Consider the following 24052-nt stretch of genomic DNA (forward strand, 5'->3'; position numbering starts at 1 on the left):
GACCTTCTTCGTTTGAGAGGCCTCGAGGGAGAGGATTATGAATCAAAAACACATTAAGAAAACCCACACGCTACAGCTGGATCAGTCTGATTGTGGTGTAGCCTGTTTACTATCTGTTATAAAATTATATGGCGGTTTACAATCTATAGATAAACTCCGTGAGTTGAGCGGTACCAACAAACAAGGTACTACACTGCTTGGTTTATATCAAGGAGCGAACCAATTTGGTTTCGACGCCGAAGGTTGTCAAGCTGATGTACAAGCACTAATTGACCACAAAGAGCCAGTTATTCTTCATGTTTTAATGGAAGAGAAACAACAACATTATGTGGTTTGCTATCAGTATGATATTCAAAAAGGCTTTCTGATTGGTGATCCAGGTCGAGGGATTTACTATTTATCTGTTGCTGCATTAGATAAAATTTGGGTTTCTAAAAGTTGTCTAACCTTGAAACCCAATGAAAATTTCATCAAAGAAGCCCAACTTAAAAATGCCAGGCAAAAGTGGTTTGTGAACTTACTGGAGGCGGATTATAAAGCGCTATTTATCAGTGTTATACTTGGTGTTTTTGTGGCGGGCTTAGGAATGGTAATGTCATTGTTTTCTCAAAAATTAATTGATAATATTTTACCTTCACATAATATCAACAAACTAATCTCCGCAATTGTTTTATTGACTATATTACTTTTGGCTAGGGTTGGACTTTCAGTTTTACGGGAATTTTTTTTATTGCAACAATCTAAAGACTTCAACAACCGCATTAATAATCAGTTTTATTCTTCTTTACTCAGTCTTCCTAAATCCTTTTTTGATACTCGAAAAATAGGAGAATTGGTAGCCCGACTAAATGATGCACAAAGGGTACAAAGAGTAATCAAAATGCTGGCCAGCAGCTTAGTTATTGATGTTTTAGTTGTTCTAATTTCATTAGTTTTCTTATTTAGATATTCCTGGGAACTAGGTTTAATTTCTCTTTTAATACTACCTATTTACTTTTGTATTATTTACAGGATCAACAAAGTTATTATTGAATCCCAAAAAGGAGTAATGCAAAGTTATGCCATAAATGAAAGTAATTATATTAACACAATTCAAGGTATTTCAACCATAAAAAATGACAACAAGCAAGCCGTCTTTAGTAAAGCCAATGAATTAGTTTTCGGAAACCTCCAAGATAAATTATTCAACTTGGGGAAAATCAATATTAGCCTTTCGTGGCAATCTGGTTTAGCTAGTGTTTTCTTTTTGACAGGAGTATTAATTTACACTTCGATTCAGGTTTTTAACAAAGAAATTAAACTGGGAGAATTAATGGCCATATTAGGAATTGTAAGTTCTTTATTGCCGTCAATTACAAATTTGGCATTGATAGCAATACCAATAAACGAAGCAAAAATTGCGTTCAATCGAATGTTTGAATTTGCTTCTATGGAAAAGGAAAAAGAAGAAGGTGTCTCAATCGATGAAATTCAAACAATTTCCCTTAACAATCTTTCTTTTCGTTTTGCGGGACGGAGTGAATTATTTTCGAATGTAAATATAGTTTTAGAAAAAGGGAAGCTAACTGCCATTGTAGGAGAAAGTGGGGGTGGTAAAAGTACAATCGGTCAAATACTGCAACGTTTTTATAATTTTGAAAAAGGAGATATTATCATTAACAATCAATACCATTTGTCAGATATTAACTTGCAAAACTATCGAAGCCTGATAGGAGTAGTACCGCAAGAAATTAGTATTTTTAATGGAAATGTTATCGATAATATTTTACTGGGAACAACTGAAACCCCGGAAAATATAGTTTCTTTTCTAGCAGAGTATGGTTTTGAAGCTTATTTTAATCAATTACCACAAGGATTGTCAACTATTGTAGGCGAAGAAGGTATTAATTTATCAGGAGGGCAAAAGCAGATTATAGCTTTAGCCAGAGTATTGTATAAGAAACCGCAGTTTTTAATTCTTGATGAAGCTACTTCAGCAATGGATAGAAATACAGAAAATTTCTCGATGAATTTATTAGCAAAAATAAAACCCACTTGTGCTATTTTCTTTATATCGCATCGTTTGAACACATTGAAAAAAATAGCTGATGAAATTTATGTACTTGAAAACAAAACGGTTTTAGTTAAAGGAAGTCATAAAGAATTAATTGAAACTGCTAATTTTTATAGTGACTATTGGCGGGAATAAAAAAGGTCATACATTTAAATTTAATGAACACTGAAAATTGTGGCTTAGGTCGTGATCTTTAATTCTACATCGGTTTTTCTGTAATAAGATTTTGTAAATTCTCTAAAAATATAATAAGTACCTCTCTGTTAATTTCATTCTTATTTCATACAGCCATTAAGAACAGCTCTATGTTTGCCTTCCTAAAATGTGAAATTATTAAAATGAACCAACTAGTAGTCTTTATATTAAGCGAGCTCAGGTTTATACACTCATTAAAAAGCCAATCAGATTTTCTTTTTTATTCAGTTCCAATTTTTTTCTTAAGCGGTATCGGGCCAGTTCTACTCCTCCTGTTGAGATGTTCATGATTTCGGCGATCTCTTTGGTAGACATATTCATTAATAAATAGGTAGATAAATCCAGTTCTCGTGGCGAAATCGTGGGGTACTTTTCTTTTAGTCTTTTCAAAAACTCGAAATGCACGTTTTTAATGTGCTTCTCCAGATCTTTCCAGCTTTTATCGGTATTTACTTCTTTGACAATGCTTTTGTGTAATTTGTTGAATTCAAATTTTGTTGAGTCGTCTAAAGTATTGGTGTCGATGTCTTTTATTTTTTGGATGATCCCATTTAGAACTTTGTTTTTCTTCACGACCTGAAGCGAATTGCTGACCAATTCTTTGTCTTTGGCAAGGATTTTTATTTGAAGTTTATCGCTTTTTAATCTTTCGATTTCTTTCTCTAACTCGTGTTGATCGTGTCTGATTTTGGATTCTTTTTCGAGATACAATCTTCTTTGTTCTATGGTTTCATAATATTTGTTTCTTCTAATCTTAAGTTTGATTCTGTTCGAAATGATATAAACTCCGGCAAGAATTAAAAAGAAGTAGGTTAGATAGGCTAAAAAGTGCCTGTACCAAGGCGGTGCTATTCTAAAATCAATCTGCGATACGTCAGATTCGATCCCGTAGCTGTTCTTTGCTTTGATCTGCATTTTATAATTTCCTTCTCTCAAATTGGTGTATTCTTTGACTGAAACGGTGGACCAACTGCGCCAGTTGTCTTCAAAAGGCTCTAGTTTGTACGAATACGTTATGTTTTCCTGATTTTCGTAAGTAGGAGAGGAGAAAGTAAATTTTACATGATTCGAGTTGTAAGGGATTCTAAGTTCTGCAATTGGTTTTTCGAGATTGCTGGTTATGATGGTGTCGGTTGAGGAAGAAAAGCTTTCAAAAAAGACCTTCGGTTTGGTTATGAATTTGTTTGAGATTTTGGAATCATAATGCGCTAACCCATCCGTTAAGCCAATAAAAATGTTGCCCGGGTCAATGGTGTTTATAGAAAGGTAATTGTTTACCAAATTGCCTGTCAGGTTTGAAAACAAGGCTTCTTTGCGTTGGTATTTGCCATTTGCTGTTTTTACTAAAACGCCCAGTGACTCCTTATAAGAATACCATAAATTATGGTCGCGATCTTCTATTAAGGTGTTGATGGTTGGGATTCCATGAAACAATGCTGTTATTTTTTTGTCTTCAAAAAAACCTTCCTGTTCATTGCTATATCGATAAAAGTGATTTTTAGACTGAAAGTAAACCTTGTTGTGAATCGATTGTAAACTTCCAATTCCTTTATTGGAATTGGAAACGTTGGCGTGTTTTTTTATGTAATCGAATTTCTTTAAATCTTCGGACAGTTTCATTTGATAGAGGTAGGGATCTTTTTTTAGCCACAAAAAATTGTTGTCTAACTCCATTTCGAAAGTGTTAGTTGTTTCGTAGAATCCACCGATCTGGTTCACGTAATTGATTTCATTATTGGTATTCTTAAATATAGAAAACCCATCGTAACTTTCTCCAATAATATAGCCCGGATGACTTGGAATTGTTTTAAAACCAAAGTATCCTCTTTTGTCTAAAGTTTTGGATACCCGATTTTGATCTATTACCAAAGCCCCGCTATTACTGGCACATAAAAGAATATTGTTAATAACCTGAATGTTCCAGGCTTGAGCAATCGTTCCTTCAACCCGATTAAACGGTTCGTCTTTAAAAGGAGTGGACCAGGAATGATAAAAAAGGCCTTGATTGGTTGCTACGTATAGATTTTTGTTAAAAATAACCGAAGCATAAACGGTACCTATATTATAACTGTAATCAAAAAAGGTAAAAGGTGAGTTTTGATTCACAAACGTGATTCCATTATCCAAACCCAACCACAGATTGTTTTTATTGTCTACATAAGAGGTTAGTACAGTGTTGTTTTGTAATCCTTTTTGTCTGTTTAAATGTTGGATTATTTTCCCGTTCAAATCACAGATTATAACACCGCTGAGAACGGAGTTCAAAACGATAAATTTGTTTTTTATAATAGATCCGCCTAACGAGGTGTTTTTTTTGACAAAGGCATTGGCTTCTGTCTCCCAAGATTTGACGCTGTTATAGTCATAGACAAAAAGCCCTTTTTCCAGCGTTGCAAGAAGTACTTTGTTATTGGGCAGCGGAAACATGGCCCATATTTCTTTATCGTTTAAGTCTGTAGTGCCTTTGAGGGCAGTCAATTTATGGTTATGGTATTCTAAAATACCCAATTCCTTGTCTTGAAAATAGAGATGGTTATTTATAAGAAAAGAAAATTGAAACTTTTTGGGTGCATTTATAACTTTCAATTTGTTGTTTTTATAAAAAAACACTTTGGTGAAAGACTGAAATACAACCTCATCTTTATAGAGGTGTATGCGCCAGATTAAATTGATGTTTTTGCTGTCGTTTTTACTAATTAAGTGTGTTAACGAATAGTATTTTAGTTTACCTTTCTGATCACTTTTAAAAAAACCAAATTCATTATTTCCTCCAACATAAATTTTTCCTGACGGATCGATTTTTAAACTTCTGATCGCGGTATTATTTGGAAGCGCATATTTATTCCATATAGAACCATCAAATTGAATCAGCCCGCTATTGTTTGCAAAGTAGATATTACCATTTTTATCCTGATCAATATTCCAGTTTTGAGTACCTCCTTTATACTCGGAACGTTTATAATTTTTAATTGCCGGTAATCCGATGTTTTTTACTTGGGAAAAAAGGGCAAAAGGCAGGATGAAAAGAATGAAAATTGAAATATAGTGGTTTATGAATTTCATAATTTAAAAACGGTATTTTTAATAGTAATGTTTTATAATCTACTTTTTTTCTGATTATAGTAATTGTGATAGTGTCGTTTTTTGGATATTTTTTTAATAAAAGTGAAAATAATTCATTTAAAGTAAATGTAGTGTTTATTTTAGTTAGTTAACAATTCTATAACAATATAAAAAATATTTTAAAATGCTTAATATTAGTGTTTTAAAAAATATTTGATGTGTTTTTGTAATATGGTAATTTATCTTTTGATGTGTTTTTGTAGGGAATATAAAATACAAATAGTAGAAATTTAACTTTATTATTGCATCAAATTACTAATTAATTAACCAAAATTTTTAGAAAAATGAAATTAACAAAATTACTTATTTTTTGTATTTCATCTTTATTGTTTTCAGTTATCGCAATGGCACAGGATGTGACGGTAAATGGAGTTATAAACGATGAAAGTGGGTTACCCGTCCCGGGGGCAACTATCTTACTTAAAGGCACTACTAAGGCAACTGCCTCTGATTTTGACGGTAAGTTTCAAATTAGTGTTCCTTCAAATGGTATTCTGACAATTAGTTTTGTAGGTTATATGACCGTACAGGAAACTGTAAACGGACGAAGTAAAATTGAAATTAGGTTAAAACCTGAATCTCAAAACTTAAATGAAGTTGTAGTAGTAGGATATGGTACACAAAAGAAAAGTGTAGTAACAGGTTCTATCTCCAGTGTCAAAGCAAAAGACTTGGAAAGTCTTCCTATAACAAGGGTAGAACAAGCCTTGCAAGGTAGAGTTTCGGGAGTTTCTATTGCTGCAAATGCAGGACAACCGGGATCTGCTTCTACGATCCGTATACGTGGTTTTACTACTTTAAACAATAATGATCCTCTATGGGTAGTTGATGGTGTAATCGTTGATAATGGCGGAATAGGCTATTTAAATCAATCTGATATCGAATCTATTGAGGTATTGAAAGATGGTGCTTCGGGTGCTATTTACGGTTCTCGTGCTGCTGCAGGGGTTATCCTTGTGACAACTAAAAAAGGTAAAGCAGGCAGGATTTCGGTAAGTTATACAGGTTTCTCAGGAACTTCACAGGCGGCAAAAAAATTAGATTTATTAGATGCTAGTCAATATGTAACGATCATGAATGAAGCGCATATAAATGGTGGTAAACCAGCGTTATTTCCAACACGTACTGCGCCAACTCCGGGGAATCCATTAGGATCTCCAATTGATTACGGAAAGGGAACGAACTGGCAGGATGTTATTTTTAATGATCATGCACAACGTTATTCTCATGAGTTAAGTTTTAGTGGTGGTAATGATGTTTCTACCTTTTATATGTCTTTTGGTTTAACCGATCAAGAGGGGATTATCACATCTGATATTTCTAATTATACCAGAAAAAACATCCGTTTAAACTCTAACCATAAATTGGGTAAGTATATTAAAATAGGTCAAACTTTAGGGTATTCGAATGAAAAAACGGTTGGTATCGGTAATACAAATGATGAATTTGGAGGCCCTTTATCATCTGCGATCAATTTAGATCCGTTAACTCCGGTACTTGTTGCGCCGGGTCCTTTAACGGGAGCAGGTACTCCTTACGAAAATAAAAATGCGCTTAGAGATGCAAACGGAAATTACTATGGTATTTCTACAAATGTAACTCAGGAAACTTCAAACCCATTAGCGTACACGCAAACAAGACTGGGGAATAATGATTTCGCAGATAATTTTGTTGGAAATATTTTTATTGAAGCGGAAATTTTACCTGGTTTAAAATTTAAATCTACTGCAGGTGGAAAACTAGCGTATTACGGTTCAGATAACTTTACTCCGGTTTATTATTTAAATGGAGCTACCAAAAAAGATGTCAACGAATTGTTCCGATCGTACAAAAAATCGTTTAGCTGGAACTGGGAGAATACGTTGAACTATGATAAGAAAATTGGAAATCACCACTTCGGTATTTTATTGGGTAAAGGAACTTATGTAGATAATATTACATCCGGCAATGACATCACTTACAGAGGTGTTCCGGCAACAACACATGCAGAAGCGTCCTTTAATGTTGATATTCCAATCAAAGATAAAATAGCCAATGCTTATAATGGACAAGCGATGGAACACCGAGTAGAGTCCTTGTTTTCAAGATTAAACTATGATTACAAAGAGAAATATATTTTTACAGGTATTCTTCGTCGTGACGGTTCTACACGTTTTGGACCCAACCATAAATATGGAACTTTCCCTTCTGTATCTTTAGGATGGGTGCCTTCAAAAGAAGGTTTCTGGAAAGATAATAATGTAGTAAATACGTTAAAAATAAGAGGGGGTTACGGGGTGACCGGTAACGATTCATCTCCTGATTTCTTATACATTTCTACGGTTGGAATTCAAAGAAATTATACTATTGGCGGGGAAATAGCGAATGGACAAAGTCCAAATGCAATTCCAAATCCTGATTTAAAATGGGAAGAAACCAAACAACTTAACATTGGTTTTGAGACTACACTTTTGCGTGATTTCAATTTGAGTGTAGATTTATTCAACAAAAAAACGGAAGGAATCTTAATGAAGGTGCCAATTCCGGGATATGTTGGAGCAACAGGTAACACCTATGCGAACTTAGCAGATATGGAAAATAGAGGTATCGACATTGAATTAGGATACCGCAAAAAATTTGGAGCATTAAATCTTTCTGTGAATGGAAACTTCTCTTACATCAAAAATGAGATTACCTATATTGATAAAGGAGTTAATTTCATTGTTGGAGATGAGACCGTACAATCAAGCTCTTATGAAATCAACAGAACACAAGTTGGTCATGCTTACAATTCCTTCTACGGATTTAAAACAAATGGTATTTTCCAGACTCAAGCAGAAGTTGATTCTTATAAAAATGCTGCCGGAAAAGTGATTCAACCCAATGCAAAACCGGGAGATTTCCGTTGGCAAGACTTAGACGGAGATGGTGTAATCGGAGCAAACGACAGAACTTTTTTAGGAACATCACTACCTAAATTCACTTATGGATTAACGATAAATTTAGATTACAAAGGATTCGATTTGTTAGTATTCGGTCAGGGTGCTGGTGGAAATATGATCTATCAGGGATTAAGAAGACTTGATATTGCAACTGCAAATTACCAAACAGACGTTTTAGGTCGTTGGACAGGACCGGGATCAACAAACAGTTATCCAAGAGTCACTACAACTGATAGCAATAAAAACTTTACGAACCCGTCTGATTTCAATTTAGAAAAAGGAGATTTCTTCAGATTCAAAACAATTCAATTGGGGTATTCATTTCCAAAAGAATGGATCGAAAGCATTTCATTGCAAAAAGTGAGATTGTATGTAACAGGAGAAAATCTATGGACAATTACAAAGTACACTGGTTACGATCCTGAAATCGGAGGCCCTACTACAGCCGGTATGAACAATGTACAAGGAGTAGACAGAGGGTATTATCCTCAGGCAAAATCGTACATGTTGGGAGTTAATTTGCAATTTTAATTAAAAAAGAAAATATTATGAAACTTATACGTTTTAAACAATCATTTATTGCTTTCGGAGTGCTACTTACACTCGGAGCTTGCGATACCGATGAAAAATTAGAAGTGAAAGGTGATGGTGTAGTGTATGAAGATAATTTTTACAGAAATGAAACCGAAGCCTATTCAGGTTTGGTTGCGGCTTACGATAAATTAGGAAAGTTCGCAGGAGCCATGGAAAATGCGCCACTATTATTTTTAAATTCTGCCTCTGATGATTTCTTTGCAGGAGGAGGTGGTTCAGACGATCAACCCGGACTTCAGGTTGCTTCTAACTACACTGTAAGTCCGGCAAATATTCCACCCGCAATTTGGGCAGATTATTACAAAGGGGTAGCAAGATGTAATATTATGTTGATCAAACTTCCGGGTATTCCAATGGATGCTGCCAAAAAAATAAGATTCGCAGCAGAAGTAAAAGCATTACGTGCTTACTATTATTTTGATCTGGTTAGAATGTTTAAAAACATTCCTTTGATATTGACACAACTAACTAAAGATGAAATTCCGTTAGTTATGCAAGCCAAACCGGAGGATGTATATCTACAGATCGAAAAAGATTTGAACGAAGCAATTCCAGATTTACCAATGACATTGCCTCCGGCTGAATTAGGAAGATTTACTAAGGGAGCAGCAACGGCACTTTTAGGAAAAGTATATTTATACGATAACAAAAAAACACAAGCCGCTGTTGAATTGGCGAAGGTTAATGGTACTCCGGGCGGCACAAGCAGTTACGGATATAAATTAATGCCTGCTTTTGCAGATTTATGGAACCACGCCAATAAATTTAATACAGAATCTATTTTTGAAATTACCTATACCGACAAATCGAATGCGGACTGGGGTAATTTTGAAAGAGGTGATGATGAAGGAAATGTTGCCGCTCAGTTAATGGGAATCAGAGATTACTCAAGAAAACCTAAAGGGATAGACGCACTTTTGCCGAATTATATTAACGGTTGGGGTTTCATGGTAGTGACACCTCAGTTGGTTGCTGTTTTGAAAGATGACCCTCGTTATGCCTCTACTATTTTTAATGCCGCTGCCGCAAGAGGTGTTGATAATGACGATGTAAATGGACTTATAACATACAAGGACAGTTATCAGGAAACCGGCTATCATTTTATTAAGTATGCGGCTTTTAATGCAGATATCAAACCGGGTAATCCTTTCCTGAATTTTGGGATCAATACCTATATCATTCGTTTAGCAGATACTTATCTATTAGAAGCCGAAGCTTTAGGAGGAACAGGAGCAAGAGCTCAGGCACTTTTAGATGCAGTTAGATTAAGAGCAGGATTAACAGCTGTACCCGTTTCGATCCCTGCTATTTTAGCAGAAAGAAGATTAGAACTGGCAGGTGAAGGACATCGTTGGTTTGATTTAGTTAGAACGGGTGAAGCCGCTGCTAAATTGGCTTTCAAAGGATTTCAGGCGAATAAAAATGAAGCTTTCCCAATTCCTTATAGTGAATTCAATAACACTAAAATAGTTCAGAATACAGGATATCCACAATAATAGTACTGTTGAGAATTGATAGTAGAAACAGCTGCCTGGCGGCTGTTTTTTCAAAGCAATCTCCTATAAGTTAGTTTAAGTTCGGTTGTTGAAATGGCCCATAATCGTTATGAGTATGGGCTATTTTTAAATCAAATGAGAGCTGATTTGGCGAATGAATTTTATAAAAGTCTTACCGATTAAAACATACTCAATGAAAAAAATGGGCTTTATTATTGCGTTTTTGTGTTTTTCTTTAACTGTTTTTCCACAGCAGAAAGATCAAAAAAAGCGACAGAAATTTACAACTACGAATAAAAAAATTACAGTTTATACCACAGCATCAAATACAGAATTAAGATTAACTCCTACAGCTAATTTAGATTTTACAGCATCAAAACAACCCGTAGAAACCGAGTTGTCTGTTTTTGTGGAACCTTCAAAACAATTTCAGCATTTTCTCGGAATTGGAGGGGCAATTACAGATGCCAGTGCCGAGATTTTTGCCAAATTATCAAAAGAAAAGCAAACTGAATTTTTAAACGCTTACTACGATACTCAAAAAGGAATCGGATATTCATTGCTAAGAACAACTATTCAAAGTTCTGATTTTAGCAGCGGAAGTTATTCTTATATCGAAGAAGGTGATAAAGATTTAAAAACGTTTTCGATTGATCATGATCGCAAATACCGCATACCCATGATCAAAGAAGCCATCAAAACGGCTGGTGGAAAATTGATAACCTATGTAGCGCCATGGTCGCCAAATGCTTTCATGAAAAGCAATAAAAATGTATTAAAAGGAGGAAAGTTATTACCCGAATATTTTCAGTCATGGGCTAATTTTTATGTGAAATTTATAAAGGAATACAACAAAGAAGGAATTCCAATTTGGGCAACTTCGGTTCAAAATGAGCCAATGGCAACTCAAACTTGGGAATCTTGTTTGTATACCGCCGAGGAAGAAAGAGATTTCCTGAAGAATTTTCTTGGACCAACATTAAAAAAAGACGGATTAGGGGATGTAAAACTAATCGCCTGGGATCATAACCGTGATTTAATGGTACAAAGAGCAAATGTAATTTTCTCTGATCCCGAAGCCTCTAAATATGTTTGGGGAATGGGTTTTCACTGGTACGAGACCTGGACAGGAGCAAAACCGATGTTTGATAATGTAGCGAAAGTACACGAAGCTTATCCCGATAAAAAATTAATTTTTACAGAAGGTTGTGTAGAGAAATTTGACGCAACAAAATACCAATTCTGGCCAAATGCAGAAAAATACGGTTTGTCTATGATTAATGATTTTAACAACGGTACCGTGGGCTGGACAGACTGGAACATACTTTTGGACCAGTTTGGAGGACCCAATCATGTAGGCAATTTTTGCTTCGCACCGATACATGCAGATACCACTACAGGAGAATTAATTTACACCCCTTCGTACTATTACATTGGACATTTTTCTAAATTTATTCGTCCAAATGCGGTTAGAGTGAGTACTTCGGTAAGTCGTAGTTACCTGTCAAGTACTTCTTTTTTGAATACGGACGGTAAAATGGCGACGGTAGTAATGAACAATACAGACAATGAGATTACCTACAACTTTATTATTGCAACCCAACAAGCAATTGTAAAGATTCCTGCACATGCTATACAAACGCTGGTGTATTAATATTTTGTAAGTTAGTTAGGGGCTAATTTGAATCATCCTTATTAGTCCCATTTTTTAATGAGATATTAATTTAATAAGATCAAATGAAAAATACAAAGTTTCTAGTAATTGCCTTCCTTTTTTGTGGAGCAACATGGAGTCAGGAAGTCAAAAAGACGAGAGCTGAAATAGATGCTAAAGTTTCTGAGTTATTGTCTAAAATGACCTTGGAAGAAAAAGTGGGTCAAATGACTCAAATTACGGTTACAGTTTTTGAAGATGCAAAAAGACCGGGATATTTTGATGCCGCCAAGTTAAAACAAGGAATTCAGGAATATCACATCGGTTCTATTTTGAATGTGCCAAATCCGGGAGCGCCAACACTACAAAGGTGGCAGGAAACGATGACGGCTATTACAAATGAAGCCAATAAATCGAGGCTTAAAATTCCAATATTATATGGTATCGATGCGATACACGGAGCGAGTTATACGGCTGGAGCTACCTTATTTCCACAACAAATTGGATTGGCAGCCACTTTTAACACCGATTTAGTGCAACGTGGTGCTGAAATTTCGGCTTATGAAACCAGAGCCTCTTCAATTCCATGGGTTTTTTCTCCCGATTTAGATTTTCCACGAAATCCGGCTTGGTCCAGAATGTGGGAGTCATTTGGAGAAGATGCCTATTTATCTTCCAAAATGGCTGTGGCTTTGGTAAATGGTTTTGAAAGAAACAATGTAGGCTCTAAATATAGTGTCGCATCTTGCATGAAACACTACATTGGTTACGGAAGTACCACAACCGGAAAAGACCGTACACCAAGTATTATTCCTGAACGCATTTTAAGACAATACGACCTAACAATCTATCAGGCCGCTATAAAAGCCGGAGCAAAAAGTGTGATGGTAAGTTCCGGAGAAATCAACGGAACTCCGGTGCATTCAAGCAAACATTTAATCACAGATATTCTTAAAAACGAACTGGGTTTTGAGGGTGTTGTAGTGACAGATTGGAAAGATATTATCTATTTGAATACAAGACATAAAGTAGCAGAAACAAAAAGAGACGCCGTTCGTATAGCTGTTATGGCCGGAATAGATATGAGCATGGTACCCGAAGAATTTACCTTTTATACGGATTTGGTTGATTTAGTTAAAAAAGGAGAGGTACCAATGTCTCGTATCGACGATGCGGTAACGAGAATTTTAAGAATGAAATTCGAATTGAATCTGTTTCAAAATACAGTAGCAAATCTAAAAGAATATCCAAAATTTGGTTCTGCCGAACACATTGAGGAAGCCTATAAAACAGCAGCCGAATCGATTACTTTATTGAAAAATAACAGCGCTGTTTTACCTTTAAATAAAAACGAAAAAATCCTTGTAACAGGAGCAACTGCCAACAGCATGAAAAACCTGAATGGAGGCTGGTCTTATAACTGGCAAGGAGAAAATGCAGATACCTATGCAGCCGAAAAATTGACCATTTTAGAAGCTTTTCAAGCCAAGCTGGGGAAAGAAAATGTGTTGTACACAGCTGGTGCGGATATTGAAAAAGAAGACGATGCCGAAATTCAAAAAGCAGTAGAGTTGGCCAAAAGCGCTTCAAAAATTGTATTGTGTCTTGGAGAGAAAAATTACACCGAAACTCCCGGAGACATCAGCAATATCTTTATGAGTAAGTCTCAGATAAAATTGGCTTTGGCATTAGCAAAAGTAAACAAACCCATTATTTTAGTTTTAAACGAAGGCCGACCAAGATTAATCAGTGATTTTGAAGATAAAATGAGCGCCGTGATACAATGTTATTTACCCGGAAATGAAGGAGGAAGAGCGTTAGTCGATATTTTATACGGAGAGGTAAATCCAAGTGGAAGACTACCTTACAATTACCCGAAATACCCTAATTCATTAGAAAAATACAACCGAAAATACACCGAGAGCTTAGCCGACGAAGAGCAAAATAATGATGCTAAATACGAGAAAAGCTATTCCCCGCAATTCGAATTTGGAACCGGATTATCCTATACCACTTTTACCTATTCAAATTTAAAAATTGACAAAACAGAAATTAACAATACGGAGGAAGTAAATGTTTCTGTCGAGGTAACCAATACAGGCAAAAGAGCCGGAAAAGAAGCCGTTTTACTCTATCTGTCTGATAATTTCGCGTCAATAACGCCCGAAGTCAAAGCACTAAAAAGATTTGAGAAAATTAGTCTGGAACCAAACGAAACCAAAACAGTAAAGTTTACTTTAAATCAAAAAGACCTGCAATTTGTAAATGAGGATCTAAAATGGATTTCCGAGAAAGGAGCGTTCACAATTCAAATCTCAAACCTCAAAAAAGATTTTCTACTAAAATAAATAGAAAGCTAATCTAAACCTGCAAGGTTTCCCAAACCTTGTAGGTTTAATTTCAAAACCAGTCAAATGCAGTTTTTTTTTAACGACATAATATGAAAAAAATAATTTTACTACTACAATTATTGCTTTCCGTCACTTCATTCGCACAAGGATTTTTACACCGGGACGGACAGAAAATTGTTGACGGCAGCGGAAAAAATATACTATTACGAGGACTAGGAACCGGAGGTTGGATGGTGCAGGAAGGATATATGTTACAAACGCAGCCCTTTGCCAGTCCGCAATATGTTATTAAACAGAAAATTCAGGATGTCATTGGCGAAGAGGGAACAAAGGAATTTTATGCCGCCTACAAAGCAAACGGAATTACAAAAAGAGACGTTGATTCGTTAGCCGCCTGGGGATTCAATTCCATTCGTTTACCGATGCACTATAATCTATATACACCACCAATTGAAGCTGAGAAAAATGGTGAAATTACCTGGATTGAAGAAGGTTTTACCATGACCGACAACTTATTGAAATGGTGTGCCGAAAACAAAATGTACCTTATTTTAGACCTGCATGCAGCTCCGGGCGGACAAGGAAATGATGCCGCCATTTCGGACTATGACACTACCAAACCATCTTTATGGCAAAGTGAAGCAAATCAGAAAAAAATGATTGCTTTATGGAAAAAGTTAGCCGCTCGTTACAGAGATAATGCATGGATCGGGGCTTATGATATTATCAATGAACCCAACTGGAATTTCACAGGAACCAATAAAAACGGTTGTGATGAAAACGGAAACGGACCATTGAGAGATTTAATGGTAGCCGTTACTAAAGCGATTCGTGAAGTAGATACAAACCATTTAATTTTCATTGAAGGAAATTGCTGGGGCAATAACTACAACGGAATTTTTCCTTTATGGGACGAAAACATGGCTCTGAGCTTTCATAAATATTGGAATTACAACACCACAGAATCGATTCAGAAAATGCTAAACTACCGAACACAATACAATGTTCCGATCTGGTTGGGTGAAAGTGGTGAAAATTCAAATGTATGGTTCAAAGATGTCCTTACATTGATGGAAGGAAATAATATTGGGTGGGCTTTTTGGCCAATGAAAAAAATCGAAAATATTGCCGGAGTAACTTCAGTAACCAAGATTCCGGAGTACGATGTTTTATTAAAATACTGGAAAGACGGAGGTGAAAAACCATCGGCCGATTTTGCGAAAAAAACGTTGATGAAAATAGCAGATAATTACAAAATGGAAAACTTAACGGTGAAGCCGGATGTAATTGATGCCATGTTCAGACAGGTACAAACCAACGCTACAAAACCTTACAAAAAAAACGCAATTCCGGGCAAGATTGCGGCAACACATTACGACTTAGGAACCACAGGGTTTGCATATTACGATAAAGATTTTGTAAATTACAGAATTGAAACAGGGAAATTTGACGAATGGAACAAAGGAAATACCATGCGAAATGATGGTGTTGACATTCTGCCTTGCAACGATTCAGGTTCAAATGGTTACCAGGTTTCGTTTATAGAAAACGACGAATGGTTGCAGTATACAGTCGAAGTTGTAAAACAAAACAGTTATAAGGTTTCGATTCGCTATTCGTCTGAAAATGAAGAAGGAAAGCTTCATCTGGAAATGGATAACGGAAAGAAAACAGAAAGTATTTCACTTCCTTCAACGGGAGGAAAAAATAATTGGAAAACAATTGTTTTGTCTGATGTGGATTTGAATAAAGGAACCAATAAAATCAAAGTAGTTTTTGACAAAGGAAATTTCAATTTGAATTATTTAGAGTTTGCCGCCAGCAGAAAAAAAAGCGTTCAAAAAGGAACTAAAAACTAATGTGAAATTTATAATTAGCATTTTTTTTAAAACTATTTTTTCTTCTCAAAGCACTTATAAAGACAAGTTTTGAGAAATTAGATTTTTAATAGGGAAAAAATAAACACTATTGTTTCAACACAAATATTGTTTTTTGTCAGCGGTTTATTTTGTGGAGAGAATTTAAAAATTCAGAAACAGGCAGTGTTAATTGATTCCAAAAACTTAAAATACGCATCAGATTATTTACCGGTTTTAATAGAAGATAATTAAATTAATATGAAGAGAATAACGACAATTACTTTGTTGATGGTTTCCTTTTTCGCGATAGCGCAACAACAGTCAATAGATCAGAAAGTAAATGATTTATTGAAAAAAATGACTCTGGAGGAAAAAATTGGCCAGCTTAATCAGTACACAGGCGATAATGCTGCAACTGGGCCAATTACGATCAACGCAAACAAACAAGCCGAAATAAAAGCAGGAATTGTAGGTTCAATGCTAAATATTGTCGGAACAAAATATACCCGACAATATCAGGAATTGGCGATGCAATCCCGTTTAAAAATTCCGTTGTTATTTGGTCAGGATGTTATTCACGGATACAAAACTACCTTTCCTATTCCGCTGGCGGAAGCGGCAAGTTGGGATTTGGCGGCTATAGAGTTAGCGGCTAGAGTTGCCGCTACCGAAGCAGCTGCAAGCGGAATTCATTGGACATTTGCTCCTATGGTTGATATTGGGCGTGACCCACGCTGGGGAAGAGTTATGGAAGGAGCAGGAGAAGATACTTATCTGGGTTCTAAAATTGCTTATGCGAGAGTAAAAGGATTTCAGGGCAACAAATTGGGAGATCTAAATTCTGTTATGGCTTGTGTGAAACACTTTGCAGCTTATGGAGCTGCTACCGGTGGAAGAGATTACAACTCGGTAGATATGAGCGAAAGAATGTTGTTTGAAACCTATTTACCTCCTTTTAAAGCGGCACTAGATGCAGGAGCAGCAACGTTTATGAATTCCTTTAATGATTTAAACGGAATTCCGGCTACAGGAAATGTTCACTTACAGCGCGATATTTTAAAAGGAAAATGGAATTTTCAGGGATTTGTAGTTTCAGACTGGGGTTCTATCGGAGAAATGATAGCCCACGGTTATTCAAAAGATCTTAAAGCCGCAGCGCTTTCTGCCATCACAGCAGGAAGTGATATGGACATGGAAAGTAATGCATACCGTTATCATTTAGCGGAGTTAGTAAAAGAAGGAAAGGTAGCTGTTGACTTAATCGATGATGCTGTAAAACGGATCCTGCGCAAGAAATTTGAACTGGGATTATTTGAAGACCCCTACCGATATTCAGATGAAAAAAGAGCCGAAAAAGTATTAAATAATCCGGAGAACAGAAAAGCAGCCAGAGAAGTAGCGCAGAAAAGTATTGTTTTATTAAAGAATGATAGCGAAACGTTACCGCTTTCTAAAAACCTGAAAACAATTGCATTTATTGGCCCAATGGTCAAAGAATACAAAGCCAATATGGGTTTCTGGTCGGTTGAATTGCCGGATGTAGATTATAATAAATGGGTAGTTTCCCAATGGGATGGATTGCAAAATAAAGTCGGTAAAAACACCAAATTACTTTACGCCAAAGGTTGTGAGGTTGACGGAGACAATAAAGACGGTTTTGCAGAAGCCGTTGCCACAGCCCAACAAGCCGATGTCGTTATTCTGAGTATTGGTGAAAGACGTGACATGAGCGGAGAAGCCAAAAGCCGAAGCGATCTCCACCTACCGGGAGTTCAGGAAGATTTAGTAAAAGTAATTCAGGCTACGGGGAAACCGGTTGTTGTTTTGGTAAATGCTGGCAGACCGCTTATTTTTAACTGGACAGCAGACAATGTTCCTGCTATTGTATATACCTGGTGGCTGGGAACGGAGGCCGGAAATGCTATTGCCGATGTTTTGTTTGGCGATTACAATCCTTCCGGAAAATTGCCAATGACTTTCCCAAGAGAAGTAGGGCAAATTCCAATTTATTACAATCACTTTAGCACCGGAAGACCTGCTCCGAATGAGAATGCGACAGGTTATGTTTCTTCCTATATCGATTTAAAAAATTCGCCAAAGTTTCCTTTTGGATATGGATTGAGTTATACAAAATTCAATTATACGGATTTGAAATTTTCGTCTTTAAAAATGAAGAATAACGAAACAATTAAAATTTCTTTTCAACTGTCAAATGTTGGAAAAGTTGCAGGAGAAGAAGTGGTTCAACTGTATATAAAAGACAAATTTGGATCTGTAGTAAGACCTGTTTTAGAACTAAGAGATTTTCAAAAAGTAAAATTAAATGCGGGAGAATCTAAAAATATAGAATTTACAATTGACAAAGAGAAGCTTTCTTTTTACAATGATAAATTAGAATGGAATGCTGAACTGGGAGATTTCGAGGTTATGATCGGAGCTTCATCAGCAGATATTAAATTGAAATTTGGCTTTGAATTAGTATATTAAAGTCAATTAAAATTGGGGTTATGGATTATTATCCACTTTTTTGAATTATTTCAAAACCGTGTTTATAAAATCCATAGCGCCAATTCCTTTATAGGATGCATATAAGGCTTTATCGAAAGCTTCGCGTTTTTCTTTTTTGTTTTTGGTTTCCGTTTCAACAATCATTTGGTTGAAAATTCGCTCCTGTTCTTCACTATATTTCAAAGAGGCCTCTAAAAGATAAGTTTTAGAGACAAAACCAAAAGAAGTCCAGATTTTGGTTTGGATTGTTTTATTTATGTTTTTTAACGGATTGGTAATCATAACTCTTGCGTTAATTTTTGATTTTTTATCTTCTTGTAAAAGCAACAAACACAAACACAATTTGTAGTTGTATTCTTTTTTACATCAAATAATAACAATTTATTTATCAAATGTGTTATTATGACGCAATGTACTTCTTTTTTTAATTCGATTTTAATTTTAAGTAAAAATTATGAGTCATTTAGTTTGTTCCGTTTTTCTAAGAAAATAGAGGTTATTAGGGGCTGATTTGTAAAAAAATATTTTCTTTTGTAAAAATGGCTTAAATTGCACGTTCGTTTGAAAAAGAGCGTATTGATTTAAGAAAACACATATTGAAAGAGATACTATTAAATAGCGAAAATTACCAGCCGGGTCTCTCGATCGACTGTGTTATTTTTGGGTTTCATGACAATCAGCTTAAAGTTTTATTGATTAAAACATCCTATGATAATAAATGGTCATTGCCGGGTGGATTTGTACCAATTAAGGAAGATATCGATACTGCTGCCGTTACCGTTTTGAATGATCGCACGGGAATGCAGGGGATTTTTTTAAGACAATTTGCTACTTTTGGCAGCATAAAACGAAAAGATCCTAATTTTGATAGTACAGTGCTGGATTATTTTGAAATTCCAAAAGACGCCGGTCAATGGTTTACACAAAGGTTCGTAACAATCGGATACTATGCTTTAGTAGATTTTTTAAAAGCCATTCCTCAAAAAGACAACAATCACGAAATTATAGAATGGATTGATCACAAAGAAGTTCCGGAACTGATTTTAGATCATAAAGAAATTCTCGATAAAGCCCTGCATACACTTCGGATAGAATTGAATTTGATGCCAATTGGCTATAATTTATTGCCCGAAAAATTTACGATTCCGGAACTTCAGAAGTTGTATGAAACCATTCTGGATAAAAAGCTCGACAGAAGAAATTTTTTGCGGAAAATAACCCATATCGGAATCCTTAAGAAACTCGACGAAAAGAAAAGTAATGTAGCGCACAAAGCCCCAAATTTGTATACTTTTGATAAAGACAAATACGAAGAAGTCCTTAAAAACGGATTGAATCAGGGTTGGTAAGAATAAAAGTTTAATTTTAAAATAAACGATTATGATCACTATTGAAGCATTTAGGACTTTAGCTTTGGCACTTCCCGAAGCAACAGAAGAGCCTCATTTTGAGAAAATCTCTTTCCGAATAAAGAAAAAAATATTTGCTACCATTGATGAGAAAAAGAACCTGGGTGTTTTTAAATTCAATGAAATAGACCAATCTGTTTTTTGTGCCTCAAGTGAACTGATTTTTTACCCCATTCCCAACAAATGGGGAAAGCAAGGTTGGACATTTGTAGATCTTGCCAGAGTTCCAACCGAAATGTTTGAGGATGCTTTGTCGATTTCCTATAATACTGTAGCACCTAAAAAAAGATAATTTACCCGTAGTATATTTAGTAAAAGACATTTAATAAGTATTTTTTTTAGTAGCCGTGGGTTTTAACCAACGAATCTAAAAAGGCATCGATGCGGGCTTTAGCCAAAATCTTGAGCGCAATATTTTGGCTAAAGCCTATTAATTGAAACATACGTGACCGTTGGTTTTAACCAACGGATCTAAAAGGGCATCGATGCGGGCTTTAGCCAAAATTTTGAGCGCAAGATTTTGGCTAAAGCCTATTAATTGAAACATACGTGACCGTTGGTTAAAACCAACGGCTATTGAAATCTAGATTGATTATTTTCAATTAAAAAGGCTAATTTTGACAGTGATAAAAGTATTTGGAATTATTTTTATTGGCTGATTTTATAAATATACTATTGGTATAATTTACAAAACAATAGTTCTGAAAGTAAGATTCACTCTGGGTTTTGACGTTGTTTTTGTTGGCGGTAAACGATGCAACCAATTTGTTTGGGTCGTATCTTTCATCACTAATAAACTACCATGTTCGAGAATTAAAGAAACAACTTCTTTGGTTTCTTTATGTTTGAAAGCAAATTTGCGTTCCGCACCAAAACTTACAGAAGCGATTGCTCCATTTTTTTTCAAATCTTTTTCGGCATCACTGTGCCAGGCCATTCCTTCGTCGCCGTTATGATATAAATTTAACAGGCAGGAATTAAAGGTTTCGCCGGTTTTTTCTTCAATTGCTGCTTTGAGTTCCAGTAATTCTTTGGTCCATGGTTTGGCTTTTTTGGTCGTGTTAGAGTAGGTGTATTCAAATTCCTGATCGCCATACCAGGCTACTTTTCGTTTGGTTAAAATCAATTTTCCGAAGATAATGGCCTGATCATTTTTCCATTCGATAGTTTCCAGGAGATTGTCACGATAGAAGTTGGCTTTTTCTCTTAAAAACAATCTGCCGTAATAATTTACAGTACCATCTTTAGGTAATAAATTGGTTTTTTCGTCTGTTTCGGGATTAAATAAGTCCATTTTTCCATTTTTGATATTCGGTTCTCATGCAATGTCCGCAGGGTCTGAAACCATTTTGTAAGGCTTCTTTTTCGGAAAGGAAGAAAACCCGATTTTCGCGTTTCATTCGTTTGCCGGAAGAACATTTTAGCGTTCCGTAAATTTTTAATTTTTGGTTGCCACCAAAGCAAATTTCGCCATTTTTAATTTTATTCCACAGATCGCGATCGGAAATTTTATGGTGTTGTATCATGATTGTGTGTTTTGGGTTAATTACGTTTTTAAAACCACAATTTTAAATTTATGACAATGCATCATGAAAAATAATCCCCAAGGTATGTCGCTCCCCTTCATGAATCTCGCTTACACCATGTTTCATATTTACCCGATAATATCCTTTTGTGCCTTTTATTGGTCGGAAATTGGTTGTAAAAACAAGCATATCGCCTTTTCTGGGTTGAAGAACAATTGCTTTAGATTGTGCTCTTGGCGTTTGTTGTGTGAGAACAAATTCGCCTCCCTTAAAATCTTCGTCGGGTTCGTTTAGGAAAAGCACCGTCTGAATCGGAAAATAGACATCGCCATATAAATCCTGATGCAAAGTATTGTGTCCACCTTTTCCGTATTTTAAGATTAGAACCGTAGCTTTTAGTTGTTCGTTTTGATGACATTGTTCTAAAAGTTCTTCATGTGTTTTAGGGAAGACAGTATCGATATTCAGTGCTTTCATCCAGGCATTTGCAATTGGGGCCAGTTTTGGATAAACTGAAGTCCGAATCGTTTGAATTAATTCCGGAAGCGGATAATTGAAATATTTGTATTCGCCCAAACCAAACCGATAGCGCTCCATTACAACTGTTTTGCGATACAAAGCAGCGTTGGAATAAGCGGTTTTTAAAGTTTCGCATTGTTCGTCTTCAAGAAGATTTGGAATTAGAGCAAAGCCTCTTTCGTGCATAGATTCGGTGATGCTGTCCCAGTTAAGGGATGCAATTTTAGATTGTAAATTTTTCATGGTAATGGTTTTAAATGGTCCATCGTAGAGACGCATATGTAGAGACGCACAGCAGTGCGTCTCTACGGTGTGTTTTGGTTAAGATCCGGATTGGATTGCACACCTTCCCAGCCAATAATGGCCGTTTTTCGGGTATTTCCCCACATATAACCGCCAAATGTTCCTGTAGATTGAATCACGCGGTGACAAGGAATTAAAAAGGCTACAGGATTATGACCAATTGCGGTTCCAACAGCTCGTGAGGCATTTGGTTTTTCGATTTGTTTTGCAATCGAACCATAAGTAGATAGCTGTCCCATTGGAATTTTCAGCAGTGTTTCCCAAACTTTTAACTGGAAGTCGGTACCTTTTAAATGCAGTTTTATTTCGGATAGTTTACTCCAGTCATTTTGGAAGATAAACAACGCATTTTGCTGTGCTAAATCTAGTTTTCGGGAGAATGTTGCATTGGGGAATTTGTGTTTTAAATCTCCAAAACCCATTGCTTCACTTTCGGCGAAAGCCATAAAACAAACCCCTTTTGGAGTCGAAGCGACCATGATATTCCCAAACGGACTTTCGGCAAAACTGTAGTTTATAAAGAGGTTTTTCCCACCGTTTTTGTATTCTGCGGGAGTCATTCCTTCGATGTTTACAAATAAATCGTGCAAACGACTGGTGCCTGAAAGTCCTGTTTCATAAGCGGCATCAAACAAAGTAGTCTGATTGTCTTCTTTCAGGATTTTCTTGGCGTGTTCAAGACTTATATATTGTAAAAATTTCTTCGGACTTGTTCCTGCCCATTCGGTAAACAAACGCTGAAAATGAAACGGACTTAAATGTACTTTTTCGGCAACCACATCAAGATTCGGTTGCTCCCGAAAGTTGGTTTTGATATAGTCTATTGCTTCTGCAATGCGATTATAATTGATGTTTTCCTGTGTGTTCATCTTGTTCAATTTTATAATACAAATATCGGCAGGGTTTTGCGATTATAAAATCCGAAACTTGCGCAAGTTTTCTCGGCTTCTCGGGTTGTTGGTTTTGTTTCAGGTTTCAGGTTTCAGGTTTTGCGTAACTTGAAACTTGAGACTTGAAACTTGAGACTTGAAACCTGAAACAAAACTTTCTCTACTCGAGGTTCTTTTCCATCTTGTAGTTGATAAGTTCAACTCCTGATCTGATGTTTTTTTGTTTGGCTTTTACTATAAATCCTTTCTTTTCGAAAAAAGGTTTTGCGGTTATACTGATATCGGAGGTTATGGTTTTTGAACTTCTTTTTTTGGCTTCGAGTTCTAACAGGGTTAAGAGGTTATTAGCGATTCCTTGTCTTTGGAAATCTTTGTGGATGTAAAAGAAATCTATATAATTGGTGTCTTTCAGCGTTCCGTAGCCCACTATTTTATTTTCGATAAGGGCTAATAAAACAAATTGTTTTTCAATAACTTCAATCCAGCGCTCTGTGTTGTTCACTCCTGAAGTCCAGACCTCGATTTGTTGTTCGTTATATTCTTTTTGGCAGACAGATTTAATGGTAGCAACAAATAGTTCCTGCATTTCTTTTAAGTCTGCGAGCGTTGCTTTTCTGAAATTCATGGCTGGTATTTAAGCGTACTTTGTTG

General features: G+C 35.8%; 16 protein-coding genes. 9 read left to right on the forward strand and 7 right to left on the reverse strand.

The features are described from left to right. Window positions 1–37: 37 nt before the first annotated feature. Window positions 38–2188: a peptidase domain-containing ABC transporter gene (locus tag AB674_RS00765; protein ID WP_047772979.1), complete on the forward strand. Its 2151-nt coding sequence runs from the start codon at window positions 38–40 to the stop codon at window positions 2186–2188. Window positions 2189–2431: 243 nt separating this feature from the next. On the opposite strand, the gene AB674_RS00770 is transcribed toward AB674_RS00765, so the two are convergent. After that, window positions 2432–5311 (reverse strand): triple tyrosine motif-containing protein, encoded by a 2880-nt coding sequence (locus AB674_RS00770; RefSeq protein ID WP_047772981.1) that lies wholly within the window; start codon window positions 5309–5311, stop codon window positions 2432–2434. Window positions 5312–5655: 344 nt separating this feature from the next. Here AB674_RS00770 and AB674_RS00775 point away from each other — a divergent pair, with 344 nt between their 5' ends. The 6 genes from AB674_RS00775 to bglX all read left to right on the forward strand — a co-directional run bounded on the left by AB674_RS00775 (window position 5656) and on the right by bglX (window position 18733). Further along, a complete protein-coding gene (locus AB674_RS00775; RefSeq protein WP_047772983.1) occupies window positions 5656–8823 on the forward strand; it encodes a SusC/RagA family TonB-linked outer membrane protein in 3168 nt (1055 codons plus the stop codon). Between the two features lie 17 nt (window positions 8824–8840). Continuing rightward, the gene (locus AB674_RS00780; RefSeq protein WP_047772984.1) at window positions 8841–10382 is read left to right on the forward strand and encodes a RagB/SusD family nutrient uptake outer membrane protein; all 1542 of its coding nucleotides are present in this window, start codon (window positions 8841–8843) and stop codon (window positions 10380–10382) included. Between the two features lie 193 nt (window positions 10383–10575). Further along, window positions 10576–12036, forward strand: coding sequence for a glycoside hydrolase family 30 protein (locus tag AB674_RS00785; RefSeq protein ID WP_047772986.1), 1461 nt, complete (start codon window positions 10576–10578; stop codon window positions 12034–12036). An 83-nt stretch (window positions 12037–12119) separates the two neighbouring features. Continuing rightward, window positions 12120–14384, forward strand: a complete 2265-nt coding sequence (locus AB674_RS00790; protein WP_047772988.1) for a glycoside hydrolase family 3 N-terminal domain-containing protein — start codon at window positions 12120–12122, stop codon at window positions 14382–14384. A gap of 92 nt (window positions 14385–14476) precedes the next feature. Next, window positions 14477–16246 (forward strand): cellulase family glycosylhydrolase, encoded by a 1770-nt coding sequence (locus AB674_RS00795; protein WP_047772990.1) that lies wholly within the window; start codon window positions 14477–14479, stop codon window positions 16244–16246. Window positions 16247–16504: 258 nt separating this feature from the next. Then, window positions 16505–18733 carry a beta-glucosidase BglX gene (gene bglX / locus AB674_RS00800; protein WP_047772991.1) on the forward strand — a complete coding sequence of 743 codons (2229 nt, stop codon included), beginning with the start codon at window positions 16505–16507 and terminating at the stop codon, window positions 18731–18733. A 45-nt stretch (window positions 18734–18778) separates the two neighbouring features. Here bglX and AB674_RS00805 read toward each other — a convergent pair whose 3' ends face one another. Further along, on the reverse strand, window positions 18779–19036 hold the full coding sequence (locus AB674_RS00805; RefSeq protein ID WP_047773272.1) for a hypothetical protein: 258 nt from the start codon (window positions 19034–19036) through the stop codon (window positions 18779–18781). A gap of 311 nt (window positions 19037–19347) precedes the next feature. Here AB674_RS00805 and AB674_RS00810 point away from each other — a divergent pair, with 311 nt between their 5' ends. Further along, window positions 19348–20103, forward strand: coding sequence for an NUDIX hydrolase (locus AB674_RS00810; protein WP_047772992.1), 756 nt, complete (start codon window positions 19348–19350; stop codon window positions 20101–20103). Between the two features lie 31 nt (window positions 20104–20134). Beyond that, on the forward strand, window positions 20135–20455 hold the full coding sequence (locus AB674_RS00815) for an MmcQ/YjbR family DNA-binding protein (protein WP_047772993.1): 321 nt from the start codon (window positions 20135–20137) through the stop codon (window positions 20453–20455). Window positions 20456–20848: 393 nt separating this feature from the next. Here the strand turns inward: AB674_RS00815 and AB674_RS00820 are convergent, their stop codons facing one another. From AB674_RS00820 to AB674_RS00840, 5 genes are all read right to left on the reverse strand, one after another. After that, window positions 20849–21457 (reverse strand): alpha-ketoglutarate-dependent dioxygenase AlkB family protein, encoded by a 609-nt coding sequence (locus AB674_RS00820; protein WP_047772995.1) that lies wholly within the window; start codon window positions 21455–21457, stop codon window positions 20849–20851. Further along, a complete protein-coding gene (locus tag AB674_RS00825; RefSeq protein WP_047772997.1) occupies window positions 21444–21689 on the reverse strand; it encodes an Ada metal-binding domain-containing protein in 246 nt (81 codons plus the stop codon). Before AB674_RS00825 ends, AB674_RS00820 begins: the two co-directional genes overlap by 14 nt. Window positions 21690–21737: 48 nt before the next feature. Then, window positions 21738–22451, reverse strand: coding sequence for a 2OG-Fe(II) oxygenase (locus AB674_RS00830; protein WP_047772998.1), 714 nt, complete (start codon window positions 22449–22451; stop codon window positions 21738–21740). Window positions 22452–22513: 62 nt separating this feature from the next. After that, window positions 22514–23380, reverse strand: a complete 867-nt coding sequence (locus AB674_RS00835) for a methylated-DNA--[protein]-cysteine S-methyltransferase (protein WP_047773000.1) — start codon at window positions 23378–23380, stop codon at window positions 22514–22516. A 181-nt stretch (window positions 23381–23561) separates the two neighbouring features. Further along, window positions 23562–24026 (reverse strand): GNAT family N-acetyltransferase, encoded by a 465-nt coding sequence (locus AB674_RS00840; protein WP_047773002.1) that lies wholly within the window; start codon window positions 24024–24026, stop codon window positions 23562–23564. Window positions 24027–24052 lie beyond the last annotated feature (26 nt).

This window comes from Flavobacterium sp. ABG (assembly GCF_001027725.1).
Taxonomy (GTDB): Bacteria; Bacteroidota; Bacteroidia; order Flavobacteriales; family Flavobacteriaceae; genus Flavobacterium; species Flavobacterium cupriresistens.